The sequence below is a fragment of the Acinetobacter sp. YH12137 genome, assembly GCF_013418535.1.
Lineage (GTDB): Bacteria > Pseudomonadota > Gammaproteobacteria > Pseudomonadales > Moraxellaceae > Acinetobacter.
This window is the reverse complement of record NZ_VPBW01000004.1, coordinates 131,747-154,009: the sequence shown is the minus strand read 5'-3', so window position 1 is coordinate 154,009 and position 22,263 is coordinate 131,747. Positions and strand designations below refer to the sequence as shown.

At 42.6% G+C, this 22,263-nt stretch carries 20 protein-coding genes; 12 read left to right on the top strand and 8 right to left on the bottom strand.

What is annotated here, in order from left to right; all coding sequences use genetic code 11:
- Positions 1 to 19 precede the first annotated feature (19 nt).
- The 6 genes from FTU72_RS03920 (at position 20) to FTU72_RS03895 (ending at position 5,965) form a co-directional block, all read left to right on the top strand.
- Entirely contained in the window at positions 20 to 604 is a 585-nt protein-coding gene (locus FTU72_RS03920) for a cob(I)yrinic acid a,c-diamide adenosyltransferase (protein WP_159124153.1), read from the top strand.
- 145 nt (positions 605 to 749) lie between these two features.
- Positions 750 to 1,463: a glycerophosphodiester phosphodiesterase gene (locus tag FTU72_RS03915; protein WP_104495371.1), complete on the top strand. Its 714-nt coding sequence runs from the start codon at positions 750 to 752 to the stop codon at positions 1,461 to 1,463.
- A 424-nt stretch (positions 1,464 to 1,887) separates the two neighbouring features.
- On the top strand, positions 1,888 to 3,054 hold the full coding sequence (locus FTU72_RS03910) for an acyl-CoA desaturase (protein WP_104495369.1): 1,167 nt from the start codon (positions 1,888 to 1,890) through the stop codon (positions 3,052 to 3,054).
- 138 nt (positions 3,055 to 3,192) lie between these two features.
- A complete protein-coding gene (locus FTU72_RS03905) occupies positions 3,193 to 4,638 on the top strand; it encodes a YdiU family protein (RefSeq protein WP_180052480.1) in 1,446 nt (481 codons plus the stop codon).
- Between the two features lie 76 nt (positions 4,639 to 4,714).
- Positions 4,715 to 5,089, top strand: coding sequence for an MmcQ/YjbR family DNA-binding protein (locus FTU72_RS03900; protein ID WP_179993264.1), 375 nt, complete (start codon positions 4,715 to 4,717; stop codon positions 5,087 to 5,089).
- Between the two features lie 93 nt (positions 5,090 to 5,182).
- A complete protein-coding gene (locus FTU72_RS03895; protein WP_227607427.1) occupies positions 5,183 to 5,965 on the top strand; it encodes a hypothetical protein in 783 nt (260 codons plus the stop codon).
- A 51-nt stretch (positions 5,966 to 6,016) separates the two neighbouring features.
- On the opposite strand, the gene FTU72_RS03890 is transcribed toward FTU72_RS03895, so the two are convergent.
- The 4 genes from FTU72_RS03890 to baeS form a co-directional block, all read right to left on the bottom strand.
- Entirely contained in the window at positions 6,017 to 7,369 is a 1,353-nt protein-coding gene (locus FTU72_RS03890; protein ID WP_180052479.1) for an amino acid permease, read from the bottom strand.
- Between the two features lie 220 nt (positions 7,370 to 7,589).
- Positions 7,590 to 8,096, bottom strand: coding sequence for a GNAT family N-acetyltransferase (locus FTU72_RS03885; RefSeq protein WP_180052478.1), 507 nt, complete (start codon positions 8,094 to 8,096; stop codon positions 7,590 to 7,592).
- Positions 8,097 to 8,186: 90 nt separating this feature from the next.
- Entirely contained in the window at positions 8,187 to 8,873 is a 687-nt protein-coding gene (locus FTU72_RS03880) for a response regulator (RefSeq protein WP_034704234.1), read from the bottom strand.
- Positions 8,874 to 8,887: 14 nt separating this feature from the next.
- Complete coding sequence (baeS, locus tag FTU72_RS03875; RefSeq protein WP_180052477.1) at positions 8,888 to 10,552, bottom strand: sensor histidine kinase efflux regulator BaeS; 1,665 nt, start codon at positions 10,550 to 10,552, stop codon at positions 8,888 to 8,890.
- Positions 10,553 to 10,689: 137 nt separating this feature from the next.
- Between baeS and FTU72_RS03870 the strand changes: the two genes are divergently transcribed.
- From FTU72_RS03870 to FTU72_RS03860, 3 genes are all read left to right on the top strand, one after another.
- Entirely contained in the window at positions 10,690 to 11,319 is a 630-nt protein-coding gene (locus tag FTU72_RS03870) for a hypothetical protein (protein ID WP_180052476.1), read from the top strand.
- Between the two features lie 310 nt (positions 11,320 to 11,629).
- Entirely contained in the window at positions 11,630 to 13,432 is a 1,803-nt protein-coding gene (locus tag FTU72_RS03865; protein ID WP_159124145.1) for an acyl-CoA dehydrogenase C-terminal domain-containing protein, read from the top strand.
- Between the two features lie 169 nt (positions 13,433 to 13,601).
- A complete protein-coding gene (locus FTU72_RS03860; protein ID WP_005232064.1) occupies positions 13,602 to 15,383 on the top strand; it encodes an acyl-CoA dehydrogenase C-terminal domain-containing protein in 1,782 nt (593 codons plus the stop codon).
- A gap of 52 nt (positions 15,384 to 15,435) precedes the next feature.
- Here FTU72_RS03860 and FTU72_RS03855 read toward each other — a convergent pair whose 3' ends face one another.
- Entirely contained in the window at positions 15,436 to 15,642 is a 207-nt protein-coding gene (locus FTU72_RS03855; RefSeq protein ID WP_125279369.1) for a hypothetical protein, read from the bottom strand.
- Between the two features lie 173 nt (positions 15,643 to 15,815).
- Here FTU72_RS03855 and FTU72_RS03850 point away from each other — a divergent pair, with 173 nt between their 5' ends.
- Positions 15,816 to 16,313: a phosphate-starvation-inducible protein PsiE gene (locus FTU72_RS03850; RefSeq protein WP_005232065.1), complete on the top strand. Its 498-nt coding sequence runs from the start codon at positions 15,816 to 15,818 to the stop codon at positions 16,311 to 16,313.
- Between the two features lie 92 nt (positions 16,314 to 16,405).
- On the opposite strand, the gene FTU72_RS03845 is transcribed toward FTU72_RS03850, so the two are convergent.
- Positions 16,406 to 16,846 carry an RcnB family protein gene (locus tag FTU72_RS03845; protein ID WP_180052475.1) on the bottom strand — a complete coding sequence of 147 codons (441 nt, stop codon included), beginning with the start codon at positions 16,844 to 16,846 and terminating at the stop codon, positions 16,406 to 16,408.
- A 178-nt stretch (positions 16,847 to 17,024) separates the two neighbouring features.
- On the opposite strand from FTU72_RS03845, the gene FTU72_RS03840 reads away from it, so the two are divergent.
- Positions 17,025 to 17,477, top strand: a complete 453-nt coding sequence (locus FTU72_RS03840) for a hypothetical protein (RefSeq protein WP_180052474.1) — start codon at positions 17,025 to 17,027, stop codon at positions 17,475 to 17,477.
- 76 nt (positions 17,478 to 17,553) lie between these two features.
- On the opposite strand, the gene FTU72_RS03835 is transcribed toward FTU72_RS03840, so the two are convergent.
- Entirely contained in the window at positions 17,554 to 19,017 is a 1,464-nt protein-coding gene (locus FTU72_RS03835) for a phospholipase D family protein (RefSeq protein WP_180052473.1), read from the bottom strand.
- A 105-nt stretch (positions 19,018 to 19,122) separates the two neighbouring features.
- Positions 19,123 to 21,249, bottom strand: a complete 2,127-nt coding sequence (gene znuD / locus FTU72_RS03830; RefSeq protein ID WP_180052472.1) for a zinc piracy TonB-dependent receptor ZnuD — start codon at positions 21,247 to 21,249, stop codon at positions 19,123 to 19,125.
- 141 nt (positions 21,250 to 21,390) lie between these two features.
- Between znuD and FTU72_RS03825 the strand changes: the two genes are divergently transcribed.
- On the top strand, positions 21,391 to 22,155 hold the full coding sequence (locus FTU72_RS03825; RefSeq protein WP_180052471.1) for a DUF4184 family protein: 765 nt from the start codon (positions 21,391 to 21,393) through the stop codon (positions 22,153 to 22,155).
- The last annotated feature ends 108 nt before the right edge of the window (positions 22,156 to 22,263 follow it).

Sequence of the window (22,263 nt, the reverse complement as noted above, 5' to 3'; positions counted from 1 at the left end):
AAAAAATTAAGGAATTCAAATGGGCCACCGTTTAAGTAAAATTTACACCCGCACAGGCGATTCAGGCACCACAGGTCTGGGTGATGGTTCACGTGTAGCCAAAGATGACTTGCGTATTGCCGCGCTCGGTGATGTGGACGAGCTAAATGCCATCATTGGGGTTTTACGCGCACAAATCGCGGCAAGCAGCATTCAGGATAAAGCGACTTGGGATAAATCTTTAAGCCTGATCCAGCACTGGTTGTTTGATCTGGGTGGTGAAGTGTGTATCCCTGGCTTTAACCTGGTTCAACCAGTCTCGATTGATTTTCTGGAAAATGACATCGATCGTATGAATGAAGCTTTGCCGATGCTGAAAGATTTTATTTTGCCTGCGGGTACTTTAGTTTGCAGTTTTGCTCATCAAGCCCGTGCCGTGTGCCGTCGTGCAGAGCGCAGCGTGATGTCAGTTCACTCACGCGACCAGAATATTCAGGCGACTTCCCTGCAGCTATTAAATCGCCTATCTGACTGGCTGTTTGTGGCTTCACGCACCTTGCAACGTGTTGAAGGTGGTTCTGAGGTGTTATGGCAAAAAAATATCAACGAAACCATTGATCAATAAATCCGCTAAAATGTATTAAATTGCACGGAAAATTCTGCGCCAACAGTATTTGCAACAAAGTGTTTCAGGCGCAGAATATTGCAATACTCCTGTCACAACTCTTCATCATTATGTTTTCATCTTCACTTCTTCAGGTTATCGCAGCATGCGCATAATTGGACATCGCGGTGCGCGTGGGGAAGCACCTGAAAATACACTAGGCGGTTTTCAATATATTCAGGATATCGGGATTCGCGCAGTCGAATTTGACGTACGCCAGCTTAAAGACAATGCCCTGATCATCATGCATGATGATAATTTTGTACGCACTACCGGTTTGCAAAAGCCCCTCTACGAATGTAGCCGTCAGGATCTCAGTCAATATAATCACGCAGTAAAATGGTCAGAATGGAACAAGGTCGAAGCCACTCCTATGCTGGATCAGACCTTAACCGTGATTCATAACTTTGACCATATTGAAGTTGAAGTCAAAAGTGTAGCGAGCCAGGCCGATGCTGAAAAAATCACGCTTGAGCTTGAACAGCAGTTACAGGGTTATGAGCAGTCAGTCGTGATTACCAGTTTTGATCCTAAAATCCATCAGGCTTTGCAACAGCAAAATTCCAGTTTAAAACGCGGCCTTCTGATTGAAACAGATGTGAAATATCAGGCGATTGATCAAGCTTTAGAACTTGGCTGTTGTCAGATTGGCTGGATGAATGAACTGGCCAGCAAAGATATTATTCAGGCCACACAAGCTGCCGAACTCACCATCAGCGTCTGGACCGTAAATGATGTTAATCGTGCCAAAGAATTACGCGACTGGGGTATTCAGGGTCTCATTACCGATTATCCGAAGTTAATGATGCAACATCTTTAAATGACCCAAAATGCAAGATTCTTTATATAGATTATTTTTCTTTAAGCCTTGAAAAATAATTTAAAGAAGAATGCCTGTCTGTAATCTTGTTTAACTTTGGGTTACGGGTTTGCTTACAAATTTATTTCTCTGCAATCTAGTAGAAAAAATGAACATTCACTTAACTCATTTTAAGAAAATAAATTTGATTAAAAGCTTCAAAAATCTCAGTGATTTACTCGGAAATCAGGGCCTATCTAGCCTGCGAGAATGGTAGTTTTCATCCTACTTATTCTGTTACCGATAAGTACAATACAACCGTACAATAATGCTAGTGATGCCCTAGGGGGCGTGCTAATATGAATGACTTAACCGCTGTTAAAATAAACAATAGCGGCCTCTGCTTTTTGTTATACCTTCCCAGGTTCCAGGAGTGCTGTTGGAGATGAATGCTCCCCTACCTCAAGCCCCAATTAACTGGGTCGCTGTGTTTGCTCTGGTAGTTTTACCCATTGTAGCTGTTATCGCGATTCCGTTATATGCGTATCACCATGATTTTAGCCTTGCCGCTTGGATCAGTATGTTTGTTTTGCTCGGCGTTAGCAGCCTGGGGATTACAGCGGGCTATCATCGTCTTTGGGCACATCGTGCTTATGAAGCGACTTTACCTTTAAAAATCATTTTAATGATCATGGGTACCTTTGCCGTGCAGAACAGTATTCTGTACTGGGGTTCAGGTCACCGTACCCATCACCGTCATGTCGATGACGTGGAAAAAGACCCATATTCAATTAATAACGGCTTCTGGTATGCACACCTGGGCTGGATGCTGCGTGACTATCCTGCTGCAGAACCAAACTACAAGAATGCACCAGACCTGCAAAACGACAAAGTCGTTATGTTCCAGCACAAATACTATGTGCCTTTAGTAATTGCAGTACACGCTGCGATTCTCTTGCCAATCGGCTGGGCTGTAGGCGATGTCTGGGGTGTATTATTATTGGGTGGTCTGGTTCGTTTAATCCTGAGCCATCACGTGACCTTCTTCATTAACTCACTGTGCCATATGTGGGGTTCACGTCCTTATACGGATGAAAACACTGCACGTGACAACTTCTGGTTAGCAATTGCAACTTGGGGTGAGGGTTATCATAACTACCATCACATCTTCCAGTACGATTACCGTAATGGCGTAAAATGGTGGCAATATGACCCAACTAAATGGTTAATCTGGACTTGCTCTAAACTGGGTCTGGCTAAAAATCTGCGCCGTATTCCAAGCTTTAATATCAAAAAAGCTGAACTGGCAATGAAGTTTAAATATGCCGAGCAGGATCTGGCGGTATACGGCCATAATGTCAATGAAGACATTATCAATGTGAAAAGTAAAATCGCTCAGGAATATGAAGCCTTTACTCAAACATTGAATGACTGGGCCAAACTGAAAGAACAGGAAATTCAGGTGAAAAAGGCTGCTGTGGCAGAAAAGATTCACCAGATGGATGACAAGCTTAAAGTTGAATTCCAGCTGGTTGAACAGCGTCTTTCTCATCATCGTGAAACACTGAATCTGTTAGTACGTAATTTGAAAAAAGCGCCTGTCTCTCAATAAGATTTGAATTCTCAAAAAAGCTCCTGAAATCAGGGGCTTTTTTTATTTTTGTCTGTCTTACTTATACTTTCCTTTTACAACAGTTTTAAACAGAGATCTTTGTTATATTGCTTTTATTGCCTAAATATTTTGACTGCTATGTATTTTAATTCTCGATATCAAACTCTCCCTCCTCGCCTTTACCATCATCAGCCCCCACTGCCTTTAAAAGGTGCTAAAGTGGGACATTTTAATGCTGCGCTTGCTGAGCATCTGCAATGGTCTGAGGAAGATAAAGCACAATGGGTCGAAATCTGTAGTGGTCAAAAAACCTTTGCCGAGTTTGAACCTTTGGCCATGGTGTATGCTGGCCATCAGTTTGGACAATGGGCAGGACAACTGGGTGATGGACGTGGTTTATTGATCGCTCAGATTCTGGATAAAGATCATCAGACCATTGATCTGCATTTAAAAGGTGCTGGTGCAACGCCTTATTCACGTATGGGAGATGGTCGTGCAGTGTTACGCTCGGTGATTCGGGAATACCTAGCCGGACACGCCTTAAATGCACTAGGTGTAGAGTCCAGTAATGCGGTTGGTTTTACCTCTTCCGCTCAAGGTGTACAGCGTGAAAAACTGGAACCGGGTGCAATGCTATTACGGACGTCTGACTGTCATATCCGGTTTGGACATTTTGAATGGATCAATCAGTATCAGCCAGACCTATTGCCTGTATTCACACAAAAATGTATGGAATGGCATTATCCGCAATGTCTGCAAGCAGAACAGCCTATTCTGGCATTTGCCACTCAAGTCATTCAGCGCACAGCAGTGATGATTGCCAAATGGCAACTGGTTGGATTTGCACATGGTGTCATGAACACCGACAACCTGAATATTACCGGTTCAACGCTAGACTTTGGCCCGTATGGGTTTATGGAGCGTTTCCGTCCCAACTGGATTAATAACCACTCGGATTATCAGGGTCGCTATACTTATCAGCAGCAACCAAGCATCGGCCACTGGAACTTGTGGATGTGGCTGAATAACCTGATTCCATTATGTCCTGAAAACTATGATGAAGAACAATGGAAACAGGATCTGGCCCAATGTCTGGAACATTATGAACCGACCTTCCTGGAACATTATAAGCATGGCCTAAACCAGAAAATGGGCTTACCGAGTTTTCACAAAGACAGCTTTGACTGCGCCATGGCTTTTCTCAGAATCTTGCAAAGCGAGCAACTCGACTATACGCAAAGCTTTATTCGCCTGCAGAATCATGAATATGAAGCAATCAAGGATGATTGTTTGGATCGCCGTCAGTTTGAAGCATTCCTGACTCAATATGAAGCGATCCGCGAACATCAGGATACTGGAGAATTAGATGCCGCCATGCAACTCGTCAATTCACACTATATCCTGCGCAATCATATGGCACAGAAAGCCATTGAACTAGCTGAGCGGGATGACTTTTCCGAAGTCGATCGCCTGTTTAAATTATTAAGTCAGCCTTATTTAAAACAGCCAGATCTGGAACACCCTGAAGATCTAGGACCATTGCCGAGTGATGTGCCTGAAGTCATGGTGAGTTGTTCATCTTAATTTATTCATAAGACGACCAAAAACTGTGGATAATTTAAGCATTATCCACAGTTTTATTTCAGTTTATTCACAACTTATGACCCTACATCAAATCTCAACACAGATAGCGATAAGTTTACCTGAAGTCACTGTGACTCAGCCTTTCGGTGAAGGTTGTGATGTATTCAAAGTGCTAGATAAAGTCTTTATGCTTCAGTTTTATCTTCAAGGCAAAGCTGTCATTAATTTAAAAGTAGCGCCTGATCATGCTGCTATGCTGCGAGATATTTATTCTTATATCCATGCTGGCTGGCATATGAATAAACAACACTGGATTTCAGTGTATGAAGATAATGAACTGGATGAATCTCTGGTTGAGGATCTAGTACAGAATTCTTATGAATTAGTAATATTGAAATTAAAGAAAGCAGAAAAAGTACGAATTGACTTATTACGAACATTAGAAAAATAAGTCTGGAACTTCAACCTTATAAAATGGCCTCTCATCCATTACAATTATCTTGTTCAATCATAAGATAACGTGATTAAATCAAATAATATTAAGATGTTAAAAATCACTCAAACTATGATTAACCAACACAGCACATTAATTGATTTAAGATCAAAATTAATTGAAATCCCGACAGAACAAAAAGAATGTTTACATCATTTAAGTTATCCATTTATTCCATTCTTGGATGAAAATTTTTATTCATCAAAGAATAAGGTGTTGCTGGTTGGTCAAGAAACAAAAGGTTGGCAAAGTCGATTAAGTAACTTTTTAAATGAAGATATTAATTTCGACACTGTGATTCAAAATAGTGTTCGTCGTCATCAAGAGCTTTACTCTCAATCACCTAAGCATAGTAGTTTTTTACAATTTCTAAAAAAAATTAAAATTCAAAATCATCAAGAACCTATTCAATGGCTAAATTTTTATTTATTTGACTATAAAAAAGCCTCATTCAATACTTTAAGTAAAAATAAAACATATAAGGATATTTTCTTGTATCTTCAAGAATTGTCTATTCTAAATTTATCCCAGCAAATCAAAGATACTCAACCACGTGTTATTTTTTTTGTTGGGCAGTACCACAATAATTTCCCTAAATTAGAGGAAAAATTACACCTTACTTCAAATGATCGATTGTTATTAAAAGAACCTATTGATAAATTCAGCATGAAAATTTGGAACGACGAGATTTTAATTCTAAGAGTCCCTCACCCAGCACATTTTAGTCGTATTTCTAATCAAGCTAGAAATGTTGCTTTAGAATATTTTAAAATTTTTGATCAATGTGAAACTATGGCTGAGTTTAAAGAAGTCATTCACCATAAATTAAAGTAATGCTTAGATGTATACATATGAAAATGGACTCATCCGAGTCCATTTGCTAGTTTAAGCCTCTTTCTTCACCAACTTAAACACGCCAAACAACACCGCAATCCACACCGGCAACATCAACACTGACAACATAAAGCCTTGCGTCCACATGATGTATAAAATCATCAGCATAAAAGCTAAAACAAAATAGTTACTAAACGGCGCAACGATCGCTGGGAATCTGGTTTGAATCCCCTTTCGTTTGATGGCTTGTCTAAATTTCAAATGAATCAAACTGATCATCATCCAGTTCAATACCGCAGCTGCTACCACAATATAAATCAGGTAACTCAATGCTTTTTCAGGCATAAAGTAATTCAGGATCACACAGCCAAAGATCAGAAATGCTGAGAACAATACCGCAGCCACAGGCACACCACATTTATTCACGCTCTTAAATAATTGCGGTGCATTTCCTTGTTGAGCCAGCCCCATCAACATACGGCTATTGGCATACATGCCACTATTACAGACTGAAAGTGAAGCAGTTAAAATAATGAAATTCAGTAAATGTGCAGCCCATTCAATCCCCATCTGGCTGAAAATCATTACAAATGGACTATGATCTAAATCGCCTAAATTCAGCTGATTCCATGGTACGAGTGAAAGTAATACGGCAAGCGAGCAGATATAAAATAAAAATACCCGAATCACAGTTTGATTTACAGCACGTGGAATGTTCTTATCAGGATTTTCGGTTTCTGCCGCTGCCATACTAATCAGCTCAATGCCGCCAAAGGCAAACATCATAAAGGCGAGCATATAAAACAGCCCATCAAAGCCATTCGGAAAAAATCCACCATGAATCCATAAATTGCTGATCGAAGCAGTTGAGGTTGCATCAGCAGTGAGGAGCAAATATATGCCAAAGATAATCATTGCAATGATGGCAAAGACTTTAATCATCGATAGCCAGAACTCAGACTCACCATAAATTTTGACATTGGCTAGGTTGGCAAGGGTTACCGCCAAAAAGAAAATGAGTACAGATACCCAGGCTGGAATATGTGGCCACCAGTAATTGATATATTTGCCAATGGCGGTCAGCTCTGTCATTGCGACCAGAATATATAAAATCCAGTAATTCCAGCCGGTTAAAAAGCCTGGAAATTTACCCCAGTATTTAAATGCAAAATAACTGAATGAACCAGTCACAGGCTCATGCACAATCATCTCACCTAACTGGCGCATAATCAGGAATGCAATCAAACCACCAATCAAATAGCCCAGAATAATGGAAGGTCCTGCGGACTGAATAATCTGTGCGGACCCCAAGAATAATCCGGTTCCAATGGCCCCGCCCATAGCAATCAGCTGGATATGACGGTTCTTTAAACGGCGCTGTAGTTGCGGTGTTTCACTCTCCAAGACACGCTCTCATGATGAATAAAAAACCGAATTGTAGCGGGTCTCCAACTAATCAACCAATACATAAATTTAAGTTATTAATTATTAAACTTTTATTTTTTGTATCTACTCAGATAAAAAGAAATATAAATAATTGATTTCATAATAGATACTAGTTAAAAGCTATTTTACATTTCAAAACTCCATAACTTTTCAATAGAAATAGCTCTTTTTTGATGAATTATTGTGTCGCATTAAACGCCTCATGGTAAACCGCTTCTCCCTGTGGAATAGATCCATTAAATGCAATGACTTGAAAATATTCTGATGGAACATCCTTGAGGTAAAGTTCTGGAAAAGCCTTAAACCCGAAACGACCATAATATTGAGGATCACCGAGCACTACACATCCTTGAGCCCCCAACTGTTGCAGGCGATCTAAAGCTACCCGTATAAGTAAAGTGCCGATTCCCTGTCCTTGTTTTGCAGGTAATACCGAAATTGGGCCAAGACCGTACCAGCCAGTTTCACCTGAAGAGATAGTGACAGGTGAAATAGCCACATGGCCAACCAGCTGATTATTTTCAATCGCAACTAGAGAAATCGTTAACTGCCCATGCGTGCGCAAAGCATTGACAATAAATTGTTCAGTATGACTTGAATGGTCAGTATTTTGAAAAGCCGCTCGGGTCAATTTAGCAATGGCTAGAATATCTTCTAGCCGTTCATCCCGAATGATGATTTTCATTATTTTGGCTCTCTTATATTGATCATTTTCAGAAATAAAAAAGCGAACAAACCAAGAAGTCTATCCGCTTTTCTTTAACGAATTCGAATATCAGTCTTCAGGATATTCAAAACGGTAACCTACCCCATAAACGGCCTGAATCCACTCATGACGGTTTCCGGTTTCCGCAGCATCTGAAATTTTACGGCGCAAATTTTTGATATGACTATCAATCACACGGTCTGCCACATCAAAACTGTCTGGATTGATATGATCTAGTAATTGTGCTCGTGAATACACCTGGCCGACATGCTCTAGGAACAGCTCCAGCAAACGGAATTCAGTCGGGGTCAGGTTCAAGGCTTTTTGCTGATACCAGATACGCTGTTGTGATTTATCCATACGGAATAAATCATTGCTTTCCGGCTCAGCTTTACGGTCTAAACGGCGTAATACGGCTTGTACACGGGCAACCAGTTCTTTTGGACTAAATGGTTTACAGATATAGTCATCCGCGCCCATATTCAGGCCAAGTACACGGTCAATTTCTTCAGTACGCGCAGTCACCATAATGATCGGCAAGTCTGATTGCTCACGTACTTTACGGCAAATGGTCAGACCATCCATACGCGGCACCATCAAGTCCAGGATCATCAGGCTCGGTTTACGCTGGGTAAAACTGTTATATGCTTCTTGCCCATCATGAAACACGCTGACTTCAAAACCAGCAGCCTCTAGATAATCTCGCACCAACAGGGCAAGTTCGACTTCGTCTTCAACCAGCATAATATGTTTCATGAATATATTTTCCTTTATGGTTTCATTTGTTTAGGAAAGCTCAGTTTGCATCGTAAACCACCTAATGGTGAATGTGCAAAGCTTAAGCTACCACCCATAGCCTGAGTAATTTTACAAGATAAGGCCAGACCCAAGCCTGTCCCACCGGTGGCACGGGTACGCGAATCATCAACACGATAGAAACGCTCACCAATGCGGGCCAGCTGCTCATCAGTCAAACCGAATGGACTGTCATCGACATATAAAGTCCATTCTTTCTCATTCTGTTCGGTATGGATATGTACCTGACCACCGGCTTCTGTATAACGGATACTGTTGCTAAGCAGGTTAGCTACAATCTGCTTGAAACGGTCCAGATCCAGCTCGACTTCAGCACCGTCACCTTCAATAGTCACTTTCAGATCAGCCTGTTCAAATTTAGGCTGGAAGTTCATTAATTCCTGCTGCACCACATCCCATGGATTTACAGTTGCATAGTAAAACTGTAATTGCTGGGCATCAGCCTGCGCTAGAGCTGCCAAGTCCTGAGTCAGTTTTTTCAGGCTGGTTACCTGTGCCAACATCGACGCAAAATGCTCTGGTGTCGGTTTACGGATTCCATCCTGCATCGCTTCAATCTGTGCCTGCAAGACTGCCAGCGGAGTTTTCAGCTCATGTGAAGTATCTGCTACCCACTGACGGCGTGAAGTTTCATGCTGATCCAGAATCACTGCCAATTGATTCAGCTCATTAGACAGATCACCCAGCTCATCATTACGTTTCACTTTCACTTGATGTTGATAATTACCGCGAGTCAATTCACGTGTTCCGTTCAACAAACGCTGAATCGGTTTTTTAAAATAAGTTGCCAGTAATAATGCAGCAATCAGACTGGCTAGAATACTTAAACCATAAACTAAAAATAGGTAACGTTTCTGATTACTAAAGAAATTAATACTTAAAGCATCATCTTGGTCTAAAACCGGTTTCAAACCGAGATAACCGACCACCTGGTTTTCGACCATAATCGGACGATAGGAAATCTGCTCATCAGATGCTTCACCTACTACAAAACGACGTTTGGCATCATAGAGTGATAAGCGTGAACTTAGACCCAGACGGTCTGGCATCTGAATAAACTGCTTCTTGCCGGTAGGCTGCTGAACTGGCTGTTGACCGCCATTATTGTCTTTACGGTCGGTTCTAAACAGGTTCTGATTGGAACTAAGTGGAAATCTTAAACCTTCAAAGGGCTGGAATTGTGAAGGCAGGTTAGATGCCAGAATACGCAATTCTTCTTCATTCACTGAACGCGGTGTCAGATTTGGTTCAACCATACTTGAAGGCGCTACAGTGGCTAAAGTTTGCTCCTGAAAGTAACGCTGCTGTAAGGCAATATCATACTGACGGCGCAACCACCAGCGCGATAAACGGTCATAATCATCCGGTGCAGCTTCACCTTCAATTTGCAGAATCTGCGCCTGAATAGCGTTACCCCAGTCTTCATATACCGTATAGACATCAGCCAGATTCTCGATCACATGATCCAGCTTCTGCATTTCTACATCTGCAACATAGCGGGTAAAGTTGCGCTGCATATTCAGATGCAATACGCCCAGACTCACCGTGGTAATTACCAGAGTAGTCAATAAAACAGTCAAAAACAGACGTAATGCAATCGGAATACGGCGAATCTTCAAAGTAAAAATCTCAGTTTTTCTTCTCTATATTCATTATTGTAGCGAACACAGACTTAAAAAACTCTCCATTGTTTCTTCATCTTTATTATTTAATCTTTACTCATCAAAAAGAATCAGCTCTTGAATGGGGTAAAAACATGAAAGCAATGACAAAAATCACCTTAATCAGTGCCAGTGTTTTATCGATGGGTGCATTGACCGCCTGTCAATCTACGAGCAACGTGAATGAGCAGAAAGATCATTCTCGTATGATGAAACATCATGAAGGTCAAAAACAGCATCGTCTCACTCCAGAGCAACGCGAACAATTCAAAGCCGCTCGTGCAGAACGCATGCAATTGCATAAACAGATTCAACAGGCCTGTGACGGTAAAGCTGTAGGTAGTGCAGTCCAAATCAAGGCGGGTGATAAAACCATTGATGGGCAATGCAAGATTTCTTTCAAACCTGACCATAAAGGCATCACAGGTCAACGTGGTGAATTCCGTAGTATGCGCGGTGAACATCGTCCAATGCGTGGTGAATTCCGAGGTGGTATGAACCGTGGAGAAGCATTAACGGATAGTCAACGTGCAGAAATGGTTAAACAGTATGATCAGCGTTTATCAGAACGTCAGGCTCTACAAACTGCGTTTGCCAACGCTTGTAAAGGTCAAACCCACGGCAAGGCCGTTCAAGTGAAAGCGGGTACTCAAACTATTGATGGTCAATGTATCGTGCACTTCCAGCCGAATGCACCCATTAAGATGACTAAAGCTGCATCTTAATCTTCTTCTACGTTTCTTATTCCTTCAAATTCAGGCACCTTCGGGTGCCTTTTTTTTATAGCTGACTCCTCAGTCCTCTTTTGACCATTCATGTTCTGCTAATTTCTACAAAAGTCTTTGCAGTCAACATGTTTACTGTTCTGTGCAGATTAATCTTTGACTTTATAGTCACCAAGAAGGCCGCCTGAAAGCTTGTATGGCCGGGCAAGATGTTGCACGATTAGATTCATAGCAATACGTGTCACTGAAGGCACGTTTCAATTAATTTAGGATGATAACGCTGGTCTAAACCAGTATTGAGGAAACCGATATGCCACAATACAAAGCGCCCTTACGTGACATGCAATTCGTTCTACACGAATTATTAAATGCTGAAGAACATTACGCAAAACTTCCTGCGTTTCAAGAAAACGTAAGCCGTGAGTTGGTTGATCAGTACCTAGAAGCTGCAGCTGACTTCTGTGAAAATGAATTATCTCCTCTAAATCAGGTCGGCGACCGTGAAGGTTGTACCTGGAATGACGGCGTTGTAACGACACCGACTGGCTTTAAAGAAGCTTACCAAAAATACATCGAGCTAGGCTTCCCTTCTCTTTCTGCTGAAGAGCAATACGGCGGTCAAGGCTTACCAAATTCTTTAGGTATCACTCTTTCTGAAATGGTGGGTACTGCGAACTGGGCATGGGGTATGTACCCTGGTCTGTCTCATGGTGCAGTTCGTACTTTAGAACACCACGGTTCTCAAGAACAAAAAGACGCTTACCTGCCTAAACTGGTTTCAGGTGAATGGACAGGTACCATGTGTCTAACTGAATCTCATGCAGGTTCTGACCTCGGCATCATCCGCACTAAAGCTGAACCACAAGCTGATGGTAGCTATGCAATCTCTGGCGAGAAAATCTTTATCTCTGCTGGTGAACACGACATGGCAGAGAACATTATTCATATCGTACTTGCTCGTCTGCCTGGCGCGCCTAAAGGTACTAAAGGTATTTCTCTGTTCATCGTACCAAAATTCAACCTGAATGCTGACGGTTCAATCGGTGAGCGTAACGGCGTACGTTGTGGTTCAATCGAACACAAAATGGGGATCCATGGTAACGCAACTTGTGTCATCAACTTCGATAACGCCAAAGGCTTCCTGATCGGTCCTGAAAACCGTGGTCTGAACTGCATGTTCACCTTCATGAACACTGCACGTATCGGTACTGCTGTACAAGGTCTGTCTGCATCTGAAGCGGCGTTCCAAGGCGCTTTAACTTATGCTAAAGACCGTCTGGCAATGCGTTCTCTTTCGGGTCCTAAAGCACCTGAAAAAGAAGCTGATCCAATTATTGTTCATCCAGCTGTACGTAACATGCTTTTAACTCAAAAAGCATTTGCTGAAGGTGGTCGTGCACTGGTTTACCTGTTGGCTCAATATGCTGATGTGGTTGAACAAGGTACTTCTGAAGAAGAGCGCAAGTTCGCTGACAATATCCTGTCGCTATTAACTCCAATCGCAAAAGCATTCCTGACTGAAACTGGTTCAGAAGCTGCGAAACATGGTGTTCAAGTCTTCGGTGGTCACGGCTTTATCTCTGAGCATGGCATGGAACAAATCGTACGTGATACACGTATTGCCTGCCTGTACGAAGGTACGACTGAGATTCAAGCACTGGATCTGTTAGGCCGTAAAGTACTGGGTACTCAAGGTGCGATGTTGAAAGACTTCACTAAGATCATCCACAAATTTGCGGAAGCGAACAAAGACAATTCTGCAATGAAAGAATTTGTTGAACCGCTTGCGGCATTGAACAAAGAATGGGGTGACCTGACCATGCAGATTGGTATGCGTGCGATGCAAAACCCTGAAGAAGTGGGTGCAGCTGCAGTAGATTACCTGTACTTCTCTGGTTATGTAACACTGGCTTACCTGTGGGCTCGTATGGCACTGGTTGCTCAAGAGACTCTTGCTGCAGGTACCACTGATGCAGACTTCTACAATGCTAAATTGACGACTGCACGCTTCTACTTCAAGAAAATCCTGCCACGTGTTCGTTCACACGTTGACGTGATTGCAACTGGTGTAGAACCGCTTATGTCTTTAGATGCTGAACATTTCGCATTCTAAGCTGATGCAGTTTTAAATGCATAATAAGAAAAAGGACGGCCATCTTCAGGCAGTCCTTTTTCTTTATAAAGAGTTACAGAATTAACCTTTAGTCGTCTAACATTCAGATTTTTAATGCTTTAGACTGAGCCAAAACAATCCAATTAAACAATAAAACAGGTGACATACTATGCCAATTTATAACGCGCCACTTGCTGACATGAAATTCATCCTGAATGATGTTTTCAATGCAGAACAGTTCTGGCAGGCGAATGAAAATCTTGCCCACTTGGATACTGCCACAGCAGAAGCCATTCTTGAAGAAATGGCGAAGTTTGCGCAAAACGTCATGCTTCCTCTGAACCGTACCGGTGATGAAGAAGGCGCAAAATATGAAAATGGCAATGTCACCACACCTGCTGGCTTTAAAGAAGCATTCAAACAATATGCTGAAGGTGGCTGGATCGGTCTGGGTGCCGATGCAGAATGGGGCGGCCAGGAAATGCCGAAAATGCTTACCGTACTTTCTGATGAAATGCTGTTTGCAACCAACCCATCTTTCATGCTCTACCCGCTTCTTTCTGTGGGTGCAGGTATGGCTTTAAACAGCTATGCATCTCAAGAGCAAAAAGAAACCTATCTTCCTAAAATCTATTCTGGTGAATGGTCAGGCACCATGTGCTTAACTGAGCCACATGCCGGTACTGATCTGGGTATTATCAAAACCAAAGCTGAACGTAATGAAGATGGCACGTATAGCATTACCGGTACCAAAATCTTTATCACGGGTGGTGACCACGATCTTGCTGAAAACATTATTCACCTGGTGCTGGCAAAAACACCTGATGCGCCTGCCGGCTCTCGCGGTATTTCCCTGTTCATTGTACCAAAGTTCCTGGTCAATGAAGATGGTTCAATTGGTGAACGTAATCCAGTTGGTCCTGGTTCAATCGAACACAAAATGGGGATCAAGGCCTCTGCAACATGTGTAATGAACTTTGATGGTGCCAAAGGTTACCTGGTGGGCAAAGAAAATGAAGGTCTGGCCGCCATGTTCGTGATGATGAACTACGAACGTCTGTCTATGGGCATCCAGGGCCTAGGTGCTTCAGAATTTGCTTATCAAAATGCTGCGCAATATGCGACAGATCGTTTACAGGGTCGTAGTGCCCTTGGTGCTCAATCACCAGCTAAACCGGCAGACAGCATTTTAGTACATGGTGATGTACGTCGTATGTTGCTGAATGTTCGTGCGAACAACGAAGCATCTCGTGCATTTGCGGTGTATGTCGGTCAGCAACTGGATATTACTAAGTTCTCGACTGATCCTGAAGCCGTAAAAAAAGCCAATGACCGTGTGGCACTGTTGACACCAATTGCGAAAGCTTACCTGACGGATACTGCATTCCAAGCAACCCTAGATGCACAAATGGTCTTTGGTGGACATGGTTATATCCGTGAATGGGGTATGGAACAGTGTATCCGTGACCTGCGTATCTCACAGATTTACGAAGGAACCAATGGCGTTCAGTCACAAGATTTAATCGGCCGTAAAACCATTAAATGTGGCGGTGCGTACATCGGTGAATACATCGAAGAAATCCGCGACTTTGCGAACCAGTTAGATGCAGACCTGAACTTCATTAAAGATGCAACTTTAGATGCAGCTACTGAAGTAGAATCATTGACTCAGTTTGTGCTTGAAGCTGCTGGCGAAAATGCAGAATTCCCGAATGCTGCAGCGGTTGATTATCTACACGCAGTAGGCCTATTGAGCTTCTCTTATATGTTTGCACGTATTGCCAATGCTGCAAAAGACAAAGATGGCGAGTTCTACCAAAACAAACTTGCGCTTGCGCGTTACTTCACGCAACGCATCTTGCCTGAACTTGCACTGCGTATCACTAAAGTGAAAGCTGGTTGCGAAGTAGTGATGAATTTCTCTGAAGATTACTTCACGACTCAAGCTTAATCTTGACGTGAATCCATATAAAAAGCCCTGCATCTGCAGGGCTTTTTATGCACTATACTTTTTCAATCAAGATCGTATCTGGTTGCGTCGTTATTTTAGGATTGAAATGCTTATTCACTATTTTAATTCCCCCTTGCGACTCTAAAGATTCACACAGTTCAAGTACCTTCTGCATCTCTTCAGCCTTGATCCCCGTGCCCAGGATTAATTTTTTTCCTGCTTCTAATTGACTAATTTTTGTTTGAATTTTGTCCAACATTTTTTTCTCCTATTTATTCAATGTAGTTCTCATACAATATAACAAGTTAGTGCAAAAAAAGTGCAAAAGTTCGAATAATTTCACTTTTATTTTATTTTTCTCTTTTTGTGCATGATCTTTGCTAGTTCTTTCCTGTTCATATGTTATTTCACATGAAAAATCTGGAGGAGAACATGAGTAAATCTGAGTCTAAAGTAAAAAGAATAGAAACTCTCCTCGACCGTTTTGGCAACCTTGCCGTTGAAAGTTTCCATTATCTTGCGCTGTTCATTATTGGCTGTATGGTGATCTGGTCCGCAGGTCATACCGTATTTGACATTTTGACCGTCAAACAGTTTGCCACCATTGATGATATTCTTTTGCTGTTTATCTATCTGGAACTTGGTGCCATGGTCGGCATCTATTTCAAGACCAATCATATGCCGGTTCGGTTCCTGATTTATATTGCGATTACTGCCCTGACCCGTTTACTGATTTCTGATATTCAGCATACACACAAAGCCAGCATGGATCAGGTTATTATTACCGGTTCGATTCTGATTTTGGCTTTTGCCATTCTGGTGGTCCGTTATGCGTCCTGGACCTATCCATCCGTTATTCGCGACAAGCATAGCGAAAAGCCATTACCAGAAGGTAAAACTCCACGTCCTGAAGATGATGAGTTGGCATAGTCATAGAAAAGTCCCCCCTTTGCAAAAGGTGAGAAGCACTGCTTCGCAAGAGGGTAATTAATCACCTCTCATAACAAGAGAGGGAATTTCTTTTAACGGTTATTCATCAACACATAACGTCCATTTTCATAAATCCAGTAACTTCCGCGTGGTGGTGCAGGTAATCCCAAACGCTGCCAGTCAGTAATCACTGTATATCTCGAACTTTCAATGTGGGCTACATTCGGATCACCATTGACCCAGCTATAGCTATTGGAATTATGGTAAATCGTGGTCGGTGCCTGATACTGGATATTGAACCCGCTTTGGCTCTGCGCAGGAGGATAATAGCCGCCATGGGACGGACGTTGCGGAGAATAAGGCCGCTGCGAATGAGGGGGCTGCGGTGCATAATGAGGACGTGATGGAGGACGATGTTGAGGTTTAGAACGATCAACACCTGTGTAGCCTACCCAGGCATTATCCGCCCAAGCGGGCACTGCAATACCGAACAGGAATGAAGCCAGCAATGCACCTGAAGCTAATATTTTCATAAGTGCGTCCTCCAAAAGTTTGTGCCCATATTTTAACCAAAATCCATGCAGAAAATATGGATAAATTCCCTGCTGCTGCAAAGTTTTGTAATTGATTCCATGACTTTAACAGGCTTGCGTGATGAGCGCTGAAGTGCGTATGCTAATATCACTTTTTTAATGCTTTGAGTTGCATACTGTGTCTGATTTAAATTTCGATCGTTTATATGAATATTTTTGCAAGGTACCCAGTGTTCAAAAAGGACTGATTGATAGCTATGGCTCAGATGGGAAACAGGCCTGGTGGTTTAAATTTCAGATCAACGTTGATCATCCTTTAGCATGGCAAACTGTACAGGAACTGGGTCATGTTCTGAACTATATTTCTAAAAATGAGCGCCTGCCGACTCAGTTTCTTCCAGTTTCTCCACCGCCTTATATGAATGGTATAGCCAAAGATTTCCTGTCTTGGGTGATCCAGTGCAATCATGCTGACTTCCCACCAGATGTAGTATGTGACTGGCTAGAGGCGCGTTTACCAAATCCGGTGGATGATGAAGCACAATGGAAAATCAAAACTGATATTTCTGAACTGGATGAGCTGACAGATAAAGAACTGGATCAACTGGTTCCGCCGAATCCAGAAAAATAACTCCCCTCATCCCAACCTTCTCCCATAGGGAGAAGGAGTTCCCTCTCCTTTCAGGAGAGGGCTAGGGAGAGGCCAATCAAAACGTCGACCAACCACTCCATTCCATAAAACGGTATAACCAGTATTTCCAGAATGACTCTTCAGCATATTGAGCATAGTCCACGCTCATGGAACGGCCATTCAAATTAGACCAGGCCGTATTGAAATACTGCTGCGCATCGCTAAAGACTTCCGCCTGAGGTTGTCCCACCACACGCAGATTGGTCTCCAGATTATAATTTTTTAGGTTACGTGCCGTGAAATTGGCGGAACCTAAAATCATTTCAGATTGCTGGGCACCATATTTCATCAGAATTTTATTATGACATTGCTCGCCTTGAGTATTACACCAGCGTACCGGAATACCAGCTTTATGCAGTTCTGAAGCCACCTGCCGGTTAGGAATGCCATTTTTTTCACGACCAAATGCATCTTTATTTGGATCAAGTAAAATCCGAAGTTTCACTCCGCGCTCATGCGCTGCAATCAACCCTTTCACAATCTTACGTTCTGACAGATAGAACATGGCCAGATCAATCTGCTCATCTGCTTTCGCCGTTTCAAGCAGCTTTAGAACCCCCTCATAAATGGCTTTTTCAGTCAGCACCTGAACTTGAGGCTGTTTTTTTTCTGCTTCAAACTCACCTGCAATCACAGCCGGCATATTGGCTTGAGACATGATCCCGACCGCCTGTTCTGTCGCAAGAATATCAATCGCTGTTCTGCCCCAGACCAGTAGACCAATATTGGAGTGCCGTGAACTGCCATCATGTGGGTTCATTGAGGTAACCAGTGCTTTCCAGCCCTGATCTGTATCGACGACCAGTGTTTTACGATGATTGGCTTTGAAATTAAACAGGTCGAAATAACTGCGTAAGGTCACTTTTTCTGGACCAAACGGATTCGGCAACCAGCCTTTTTCCGGATTATTGCCAATCCCCTGACAGCACAGATACCAGAAACCTGACCAGCTTGGATTAGAAGCACGCAGCGGTGTCAGATTGGTTTCGATTACATCTACTCCCGCCTGACGCAGTTCACGATAATGCTGTGCTGTAATTCCACCGTAGACAGAATTAATCGGATCGGTAATAAATTTGATTTCCACTTCAGGCTGCATTAATCGCTTGTTAAGTAAAGCATCTGTAAGCTGTTTGCTGAGTGCCTGATGTTCCTGTTTAGAGGCACCGGTCTGCTGATTAAACAGGAACATATCCAGCACGATCAGGGATTTTGCCTCTTCAATCATCTTCAGCATTTCATTAAAAATCTGATGATCCAGTTGTTGCTTGCCCTGTGCATCCAGATAAGTCTGATCGACCAGAAATTTCACCTGTGCATGGCGCAGCTTACCCGTGTAATTCAGCCCTTCAGGTAAGGGTTTATAAGTATGATAAATTGCTGAAGCCAGATAACTGGCCATCAGCACACCAATGATCAAGGCCGCATAACGGCGGTTTGACCAGTTCAGTTTATTGTGAATTCGTTGAAAGATACGCATAAGAAAAAACCTAACCCAATATACTCAGGCTAGGTTTAATCTGATGATTTTTCAAGTCTATTTCAGTGACAGTACTTGGATTCGGTCAGTTATTTCAACTGAATCCTAGAAATCATATTGTACGCCGACTGTGAAATTACGTCCGACTTGCGGAATATTCGACAGGAATGAACTATGTGAATAGACCTGATCATCGAGCAGGTTATTGGCTTTAAAATAAACCCGATAGGCATTTTTATCAGCAATGCTATTGGTGTAGCTTAGGCCGACATTGACCATGTTATAGCCTTGGGTTTCATCTTCATAACTGGCCGTTTTGTCCTGATTAAAGACATGATAATACTCTGCCATTCCTGACCAGCCATCGGCAAAGTCTGCTTCAACCTTGGTCCCTAAGCGGCCTGCTGGAATACGTGGTGCATTTTCACCCTCAATTTTGCCGCGTACATAATCACCGAACACACCTAACTTGTATGTGTCATTTAATGCATAAGTAGCTTCTGCTTCAGCCCCATAGAAACGGGCTTTATCTTGGGTATATTCTACCCCACGCAAATTTCCATTTCTCGCCGTAGTCGCGCCGTAGATATAGTCATCAAACCAGTTATGGTAAATATGCGCATGATAATCCAGCTTATCACCTTCATATTCGAAACCTAGTTCCAGGTTATTCGAGCTTTCTTTTTCCAGATCAGGATTACCGACTTCATAGGTATTGGTGGCAAAATGCAGGCCATTGGCATACAACTCTTGTGCCAGTGGTAAACGTTGCTGATGTGAACCTACAATGGATAACTTATAGTTCGGGGCAAATTCCCAATTCGCAGCAGCAGAAGCAGAGACGCCCGTGCCTGAATAATTTTTCTGTTCAGATTCAACCTGTACTTTTTGATGATCAACACGTGCACCCAATTCGACATGCACATCGCCGAGTTGTTTATGCTCTAAAGCAAACAGACTGTATTTTTCAGTTTTGGTATCTGGCATGACCACGCTTGAACCATGGACATGATGTTCTTCATCATCCTCGTCACCATCTTCATGATGATCATGTTCTGTAGCAGCCAGATTGATTTTCTGCTGGCTATATTGGGTGCCAATTACGCCCTCCCAACCAGCAACCGGAACATGGACTAGTTCTAGACGGCCATCGTAGCCTTTGCTTTTGAAATTACTGATGACTTCATTTTCTTCCAGCTCATCATGCTCATAATCGGTAAAACTGGCATGGGCACGTAACTTGTCAAAACCGGCAAAAGGCTGTTCCAGTTCAGTACGTACTTCATAACGTTCAGATTTCAGATCTACCCATGGTCCGCCATGCTCTTCTTCATGTTCTGCGGCAACACCCGGCTTTGGACAGCCATGGAAATGATCACCATGCAATACACAGCCATGATATTCATGACTATGCCCCGGCAAGCCATATTCATCCTGACGGTTGCTATAAGACAGGCCAACGAAACCACGATCATGAATCCATGATCCACCAATATTCACGGTCTGGCCTTCAGCAAAGGTATTACCTACACGACGTTCTTTGTGAAAATGTGAATGATCGCCATGAGGTTCTTCTACTACATAATCAGGCGCAATATAGTCATTGGCTTTGTGTTTAGTGCCTTCTACACGCAGGGCAAAATTTTCACCGACTGCAGCAGTCACGCCTGCACTTGCCAGTTTTTCATCACTGCCCGAGTTGTAACGTAGTCCAGCAGTCCCTTCCAGACCATCTTCTGGCATTTGGGTTGGGATTTTCTGGTCAGTGACATTGACCAGACCACCGACGGTTCCCGCGCTATAAAGCAAAGTTGATGGGCCACGAATCACTTCGACCTGTTTGGCTAGAATCGGATCGACTGTCACTGCATGGTCAGGAGATAGAGTAGATACATCAGCCGTTTCGGAGGCATGCTGCAAAACTTTGACACGTGGACCATCCTGGCCTCGAATTACCGGACGGCTCGCTCCGGTTCCATACTGATTTGAATACACCCCAAGTTCATCTGCCAGCGCATCACCAATAGTCGTCGCACGTTCAGATAAAGCTTTCTGGTCCACCATTAGATCAGCAACTGCAAAATCTGCCGCAGTCTGTACCAATGGATGAGCTTGTACCTGAATGGTATCCATGGTTTGTACAGGAATAGAAGAAGATGACTGTTCAGCAAATACTGTAGGCGCAACTACAGCAAAAATTGAGAGTGTTATTAGATTCTTAGAAAAGGACATGACCCAAGCTCAAATTCAGCAATTTCGGATAGTGTTATAATATAACATTTCATTGCTTTTGCAATCCTTTACGATAATGAGCTGAATATTTTATTAGAATGTCATTTGAATATTTTTCATTGTAGTAAAACACTATTTTTTATGCCCTTTACTTTATCACATGCTGTACTGGCTCCACCTATTTCATATTTAACTGGCAATCGGCTACCTGTTGCTGCGCTAGCGATTGGCAGTATGGTTCCTGATCTGTACCGTCTTTTTACCCATAAGAATTCTAATATTACTCATTTATGGTCTTCGCTGATTCACCCTGATTTATGGATTGGTCTTATTTTTTGTGCGGTCTGGTACCTGATTTACCGGCCAGTGATTTATCGTTTTATTGGCATACAACATGATTTAAATATTCATAATCTATTTTCAGCATTCAGATTTATTTGCGCTATGTGTATTGCAGTGATGATTGGGACAGCAACCCATATTATTTGGGATGGTCTCACCCATGTGGATTTTCGAACCTTTGCCTTTTATGACATTCTCAGCCAGCAGTATCAAATTTTAGGGCGAACTTATCCCCTACACCGGATTTTACAGATCGGGACTTCTGCCCTAGCTCTACCTTTTATTCTGTGGATGAGTCTGCATTACTATAAAACTCACCGGCAATATCTAAGCGTCAGTCACAAGATCCTCCTATTTTGCTGGGGTCTATTCGGTCTATCTACGCTCACAGGTTTATTTTCGACATGGGACTATATGCGCTACATTCCGGATGAGGTCTGGCGATCTGATCTGTATTATTTTACCGGCCGCTCTATCAATGAATTTAGCCAGGGCTTTTTAATCACCTTTAGTCTGGGCTGTCTGCTATTTTTATTTCTGGATCGTGATCGGCGTATGGGCTAGGAAAATCTCTCACTTCCTGCTTATTCACTTTAAAATGATACTGTTTTTGCCTCAAGTTCTTGTGACAACATGCCCAAAGAGGCATAATCCTACCTTTGCTAAAGGCGG

Excerpts from the sequence above, each read along its gene's own strand:
- FTU72_RS03920 (WP_159124153.1), top strand. The coding sequence starts at position 20 with ATGGGCCACCGTTTAAGTAAAATTTACACCCGCACAGGCGATTCAGGC.
- FTU72_RS03915 (WP_104495371.1), top strand. The coding sequence starts at position 750 with ATGCGCATAATTGGACATCGCGGTGCGCGTGGGGAAGCACCTGAAAAT.
- FTU72_RS03910 (WP_104495369.1), top strand. The coding sequence starts at position 1,888 with ATGAATGCTCCCCTACCTCAAGCCCCAATTAACTGGGTCGCTGTGTTT.
- FTU72_RS03905 (WP_180052480.1), top strand. The coding sequence starts at position 3,193 with ATGTATTTTAATTCTCGATATCAAACTCTCCCTCCTCGCCTTTACCAT.
- FTU72_RS03900 (WP_179993264.1), top strand. The coding sequence starts at position 4,715 with ATGACCCTACATCAAATCTCAACACAGATAGCGATAAGTTTACCTGAA.
- FTU72_RS03895 (WP_227607427.1), top strand. The coding sequence starts at position 5,183 with ATGTTAAAAATCACTCAAACTATGATTAACCAACACAGCACATTAATT.
- FTU72_RS03885 (WP_180052478.1), bottom strand. The coding sequence starts at position 8,096 with ATGAAAATCATCATTCGGGATGAACGGCTAGAAGATATTCTAGCCATT.
- FTU72_RS03880 (WP_034704234.1), bottom strand. The coding sequence starts at position 8,873 with ATGAAACATATTATGCTGGTTGAAGACGAAGTCGAACTTGCCCTGTTG.
- FTU72_RS03870 (WP_180052476.1), top strand. The coding sequence starts at position 10,690 with ATGAAAGCAATGACAAAAATCACCTTAATCAGTGCCAGTGTTTTATCG.
- FTU72_RS03865 (WP_159124145.1), top strand. The coding sequence starts at position 11,630 with ATGCCACAATACAAAGCGCCCTTACGTGACATGCAATTCGTTCTACAC.
- FTU72_RS03860 (WP_005232064.1), top strand. The coding sequence starts at position 13,602 with ATGCCAATTTATAACGCGCCACTTGCTGACATGAAATTCATCCTGAAT.
- FTU72_RS03855 (WP_125279369.1), bottom strand. The coding sequence starts at position 15,642 with ATGTTGGACAAAATTCAAACAAAAATTAGTCAATTAGAAGCAGGAAAA.
- FTU72_RS03850 (WP_005232065.1), top strand. The coding sequence starts at position 15,816 with ATGAGTAAATCTGAGTCTAAAGTAAAAAGAATAGAAACTCTCCTCGAC.
- FTU72_RS03845 (WP_180052475.1), bottom strand. The coding sequence starts at position 16,846 with ATGAAAATATTAGCTTCAGGTGCATTGCTGGCTTCATTCCTGTTCGGT.
- FTU72_RS03835 (WP_180052473.1), bottom strand. The coding sequence starts at position 19,017 with ATGCGTATCTTTCAACGAATTCACAATAAACTGAACTGGTCAAACCGC.
- znuD (WP_180052472.1), bottom strand. The coding sequence starts at position 21,249 with ATGTCCTTTTCTAAGAATCTAATAACACTCTCAATTTTTGCTGTAGTT.
- FTU72_RS03825 (WP_180052471.1), top strand. The coding sequence starts at position 21,391 with ATGCCCTTTACTTTATCACATGCTGTACTGGCTCCACCTATTTCATAT.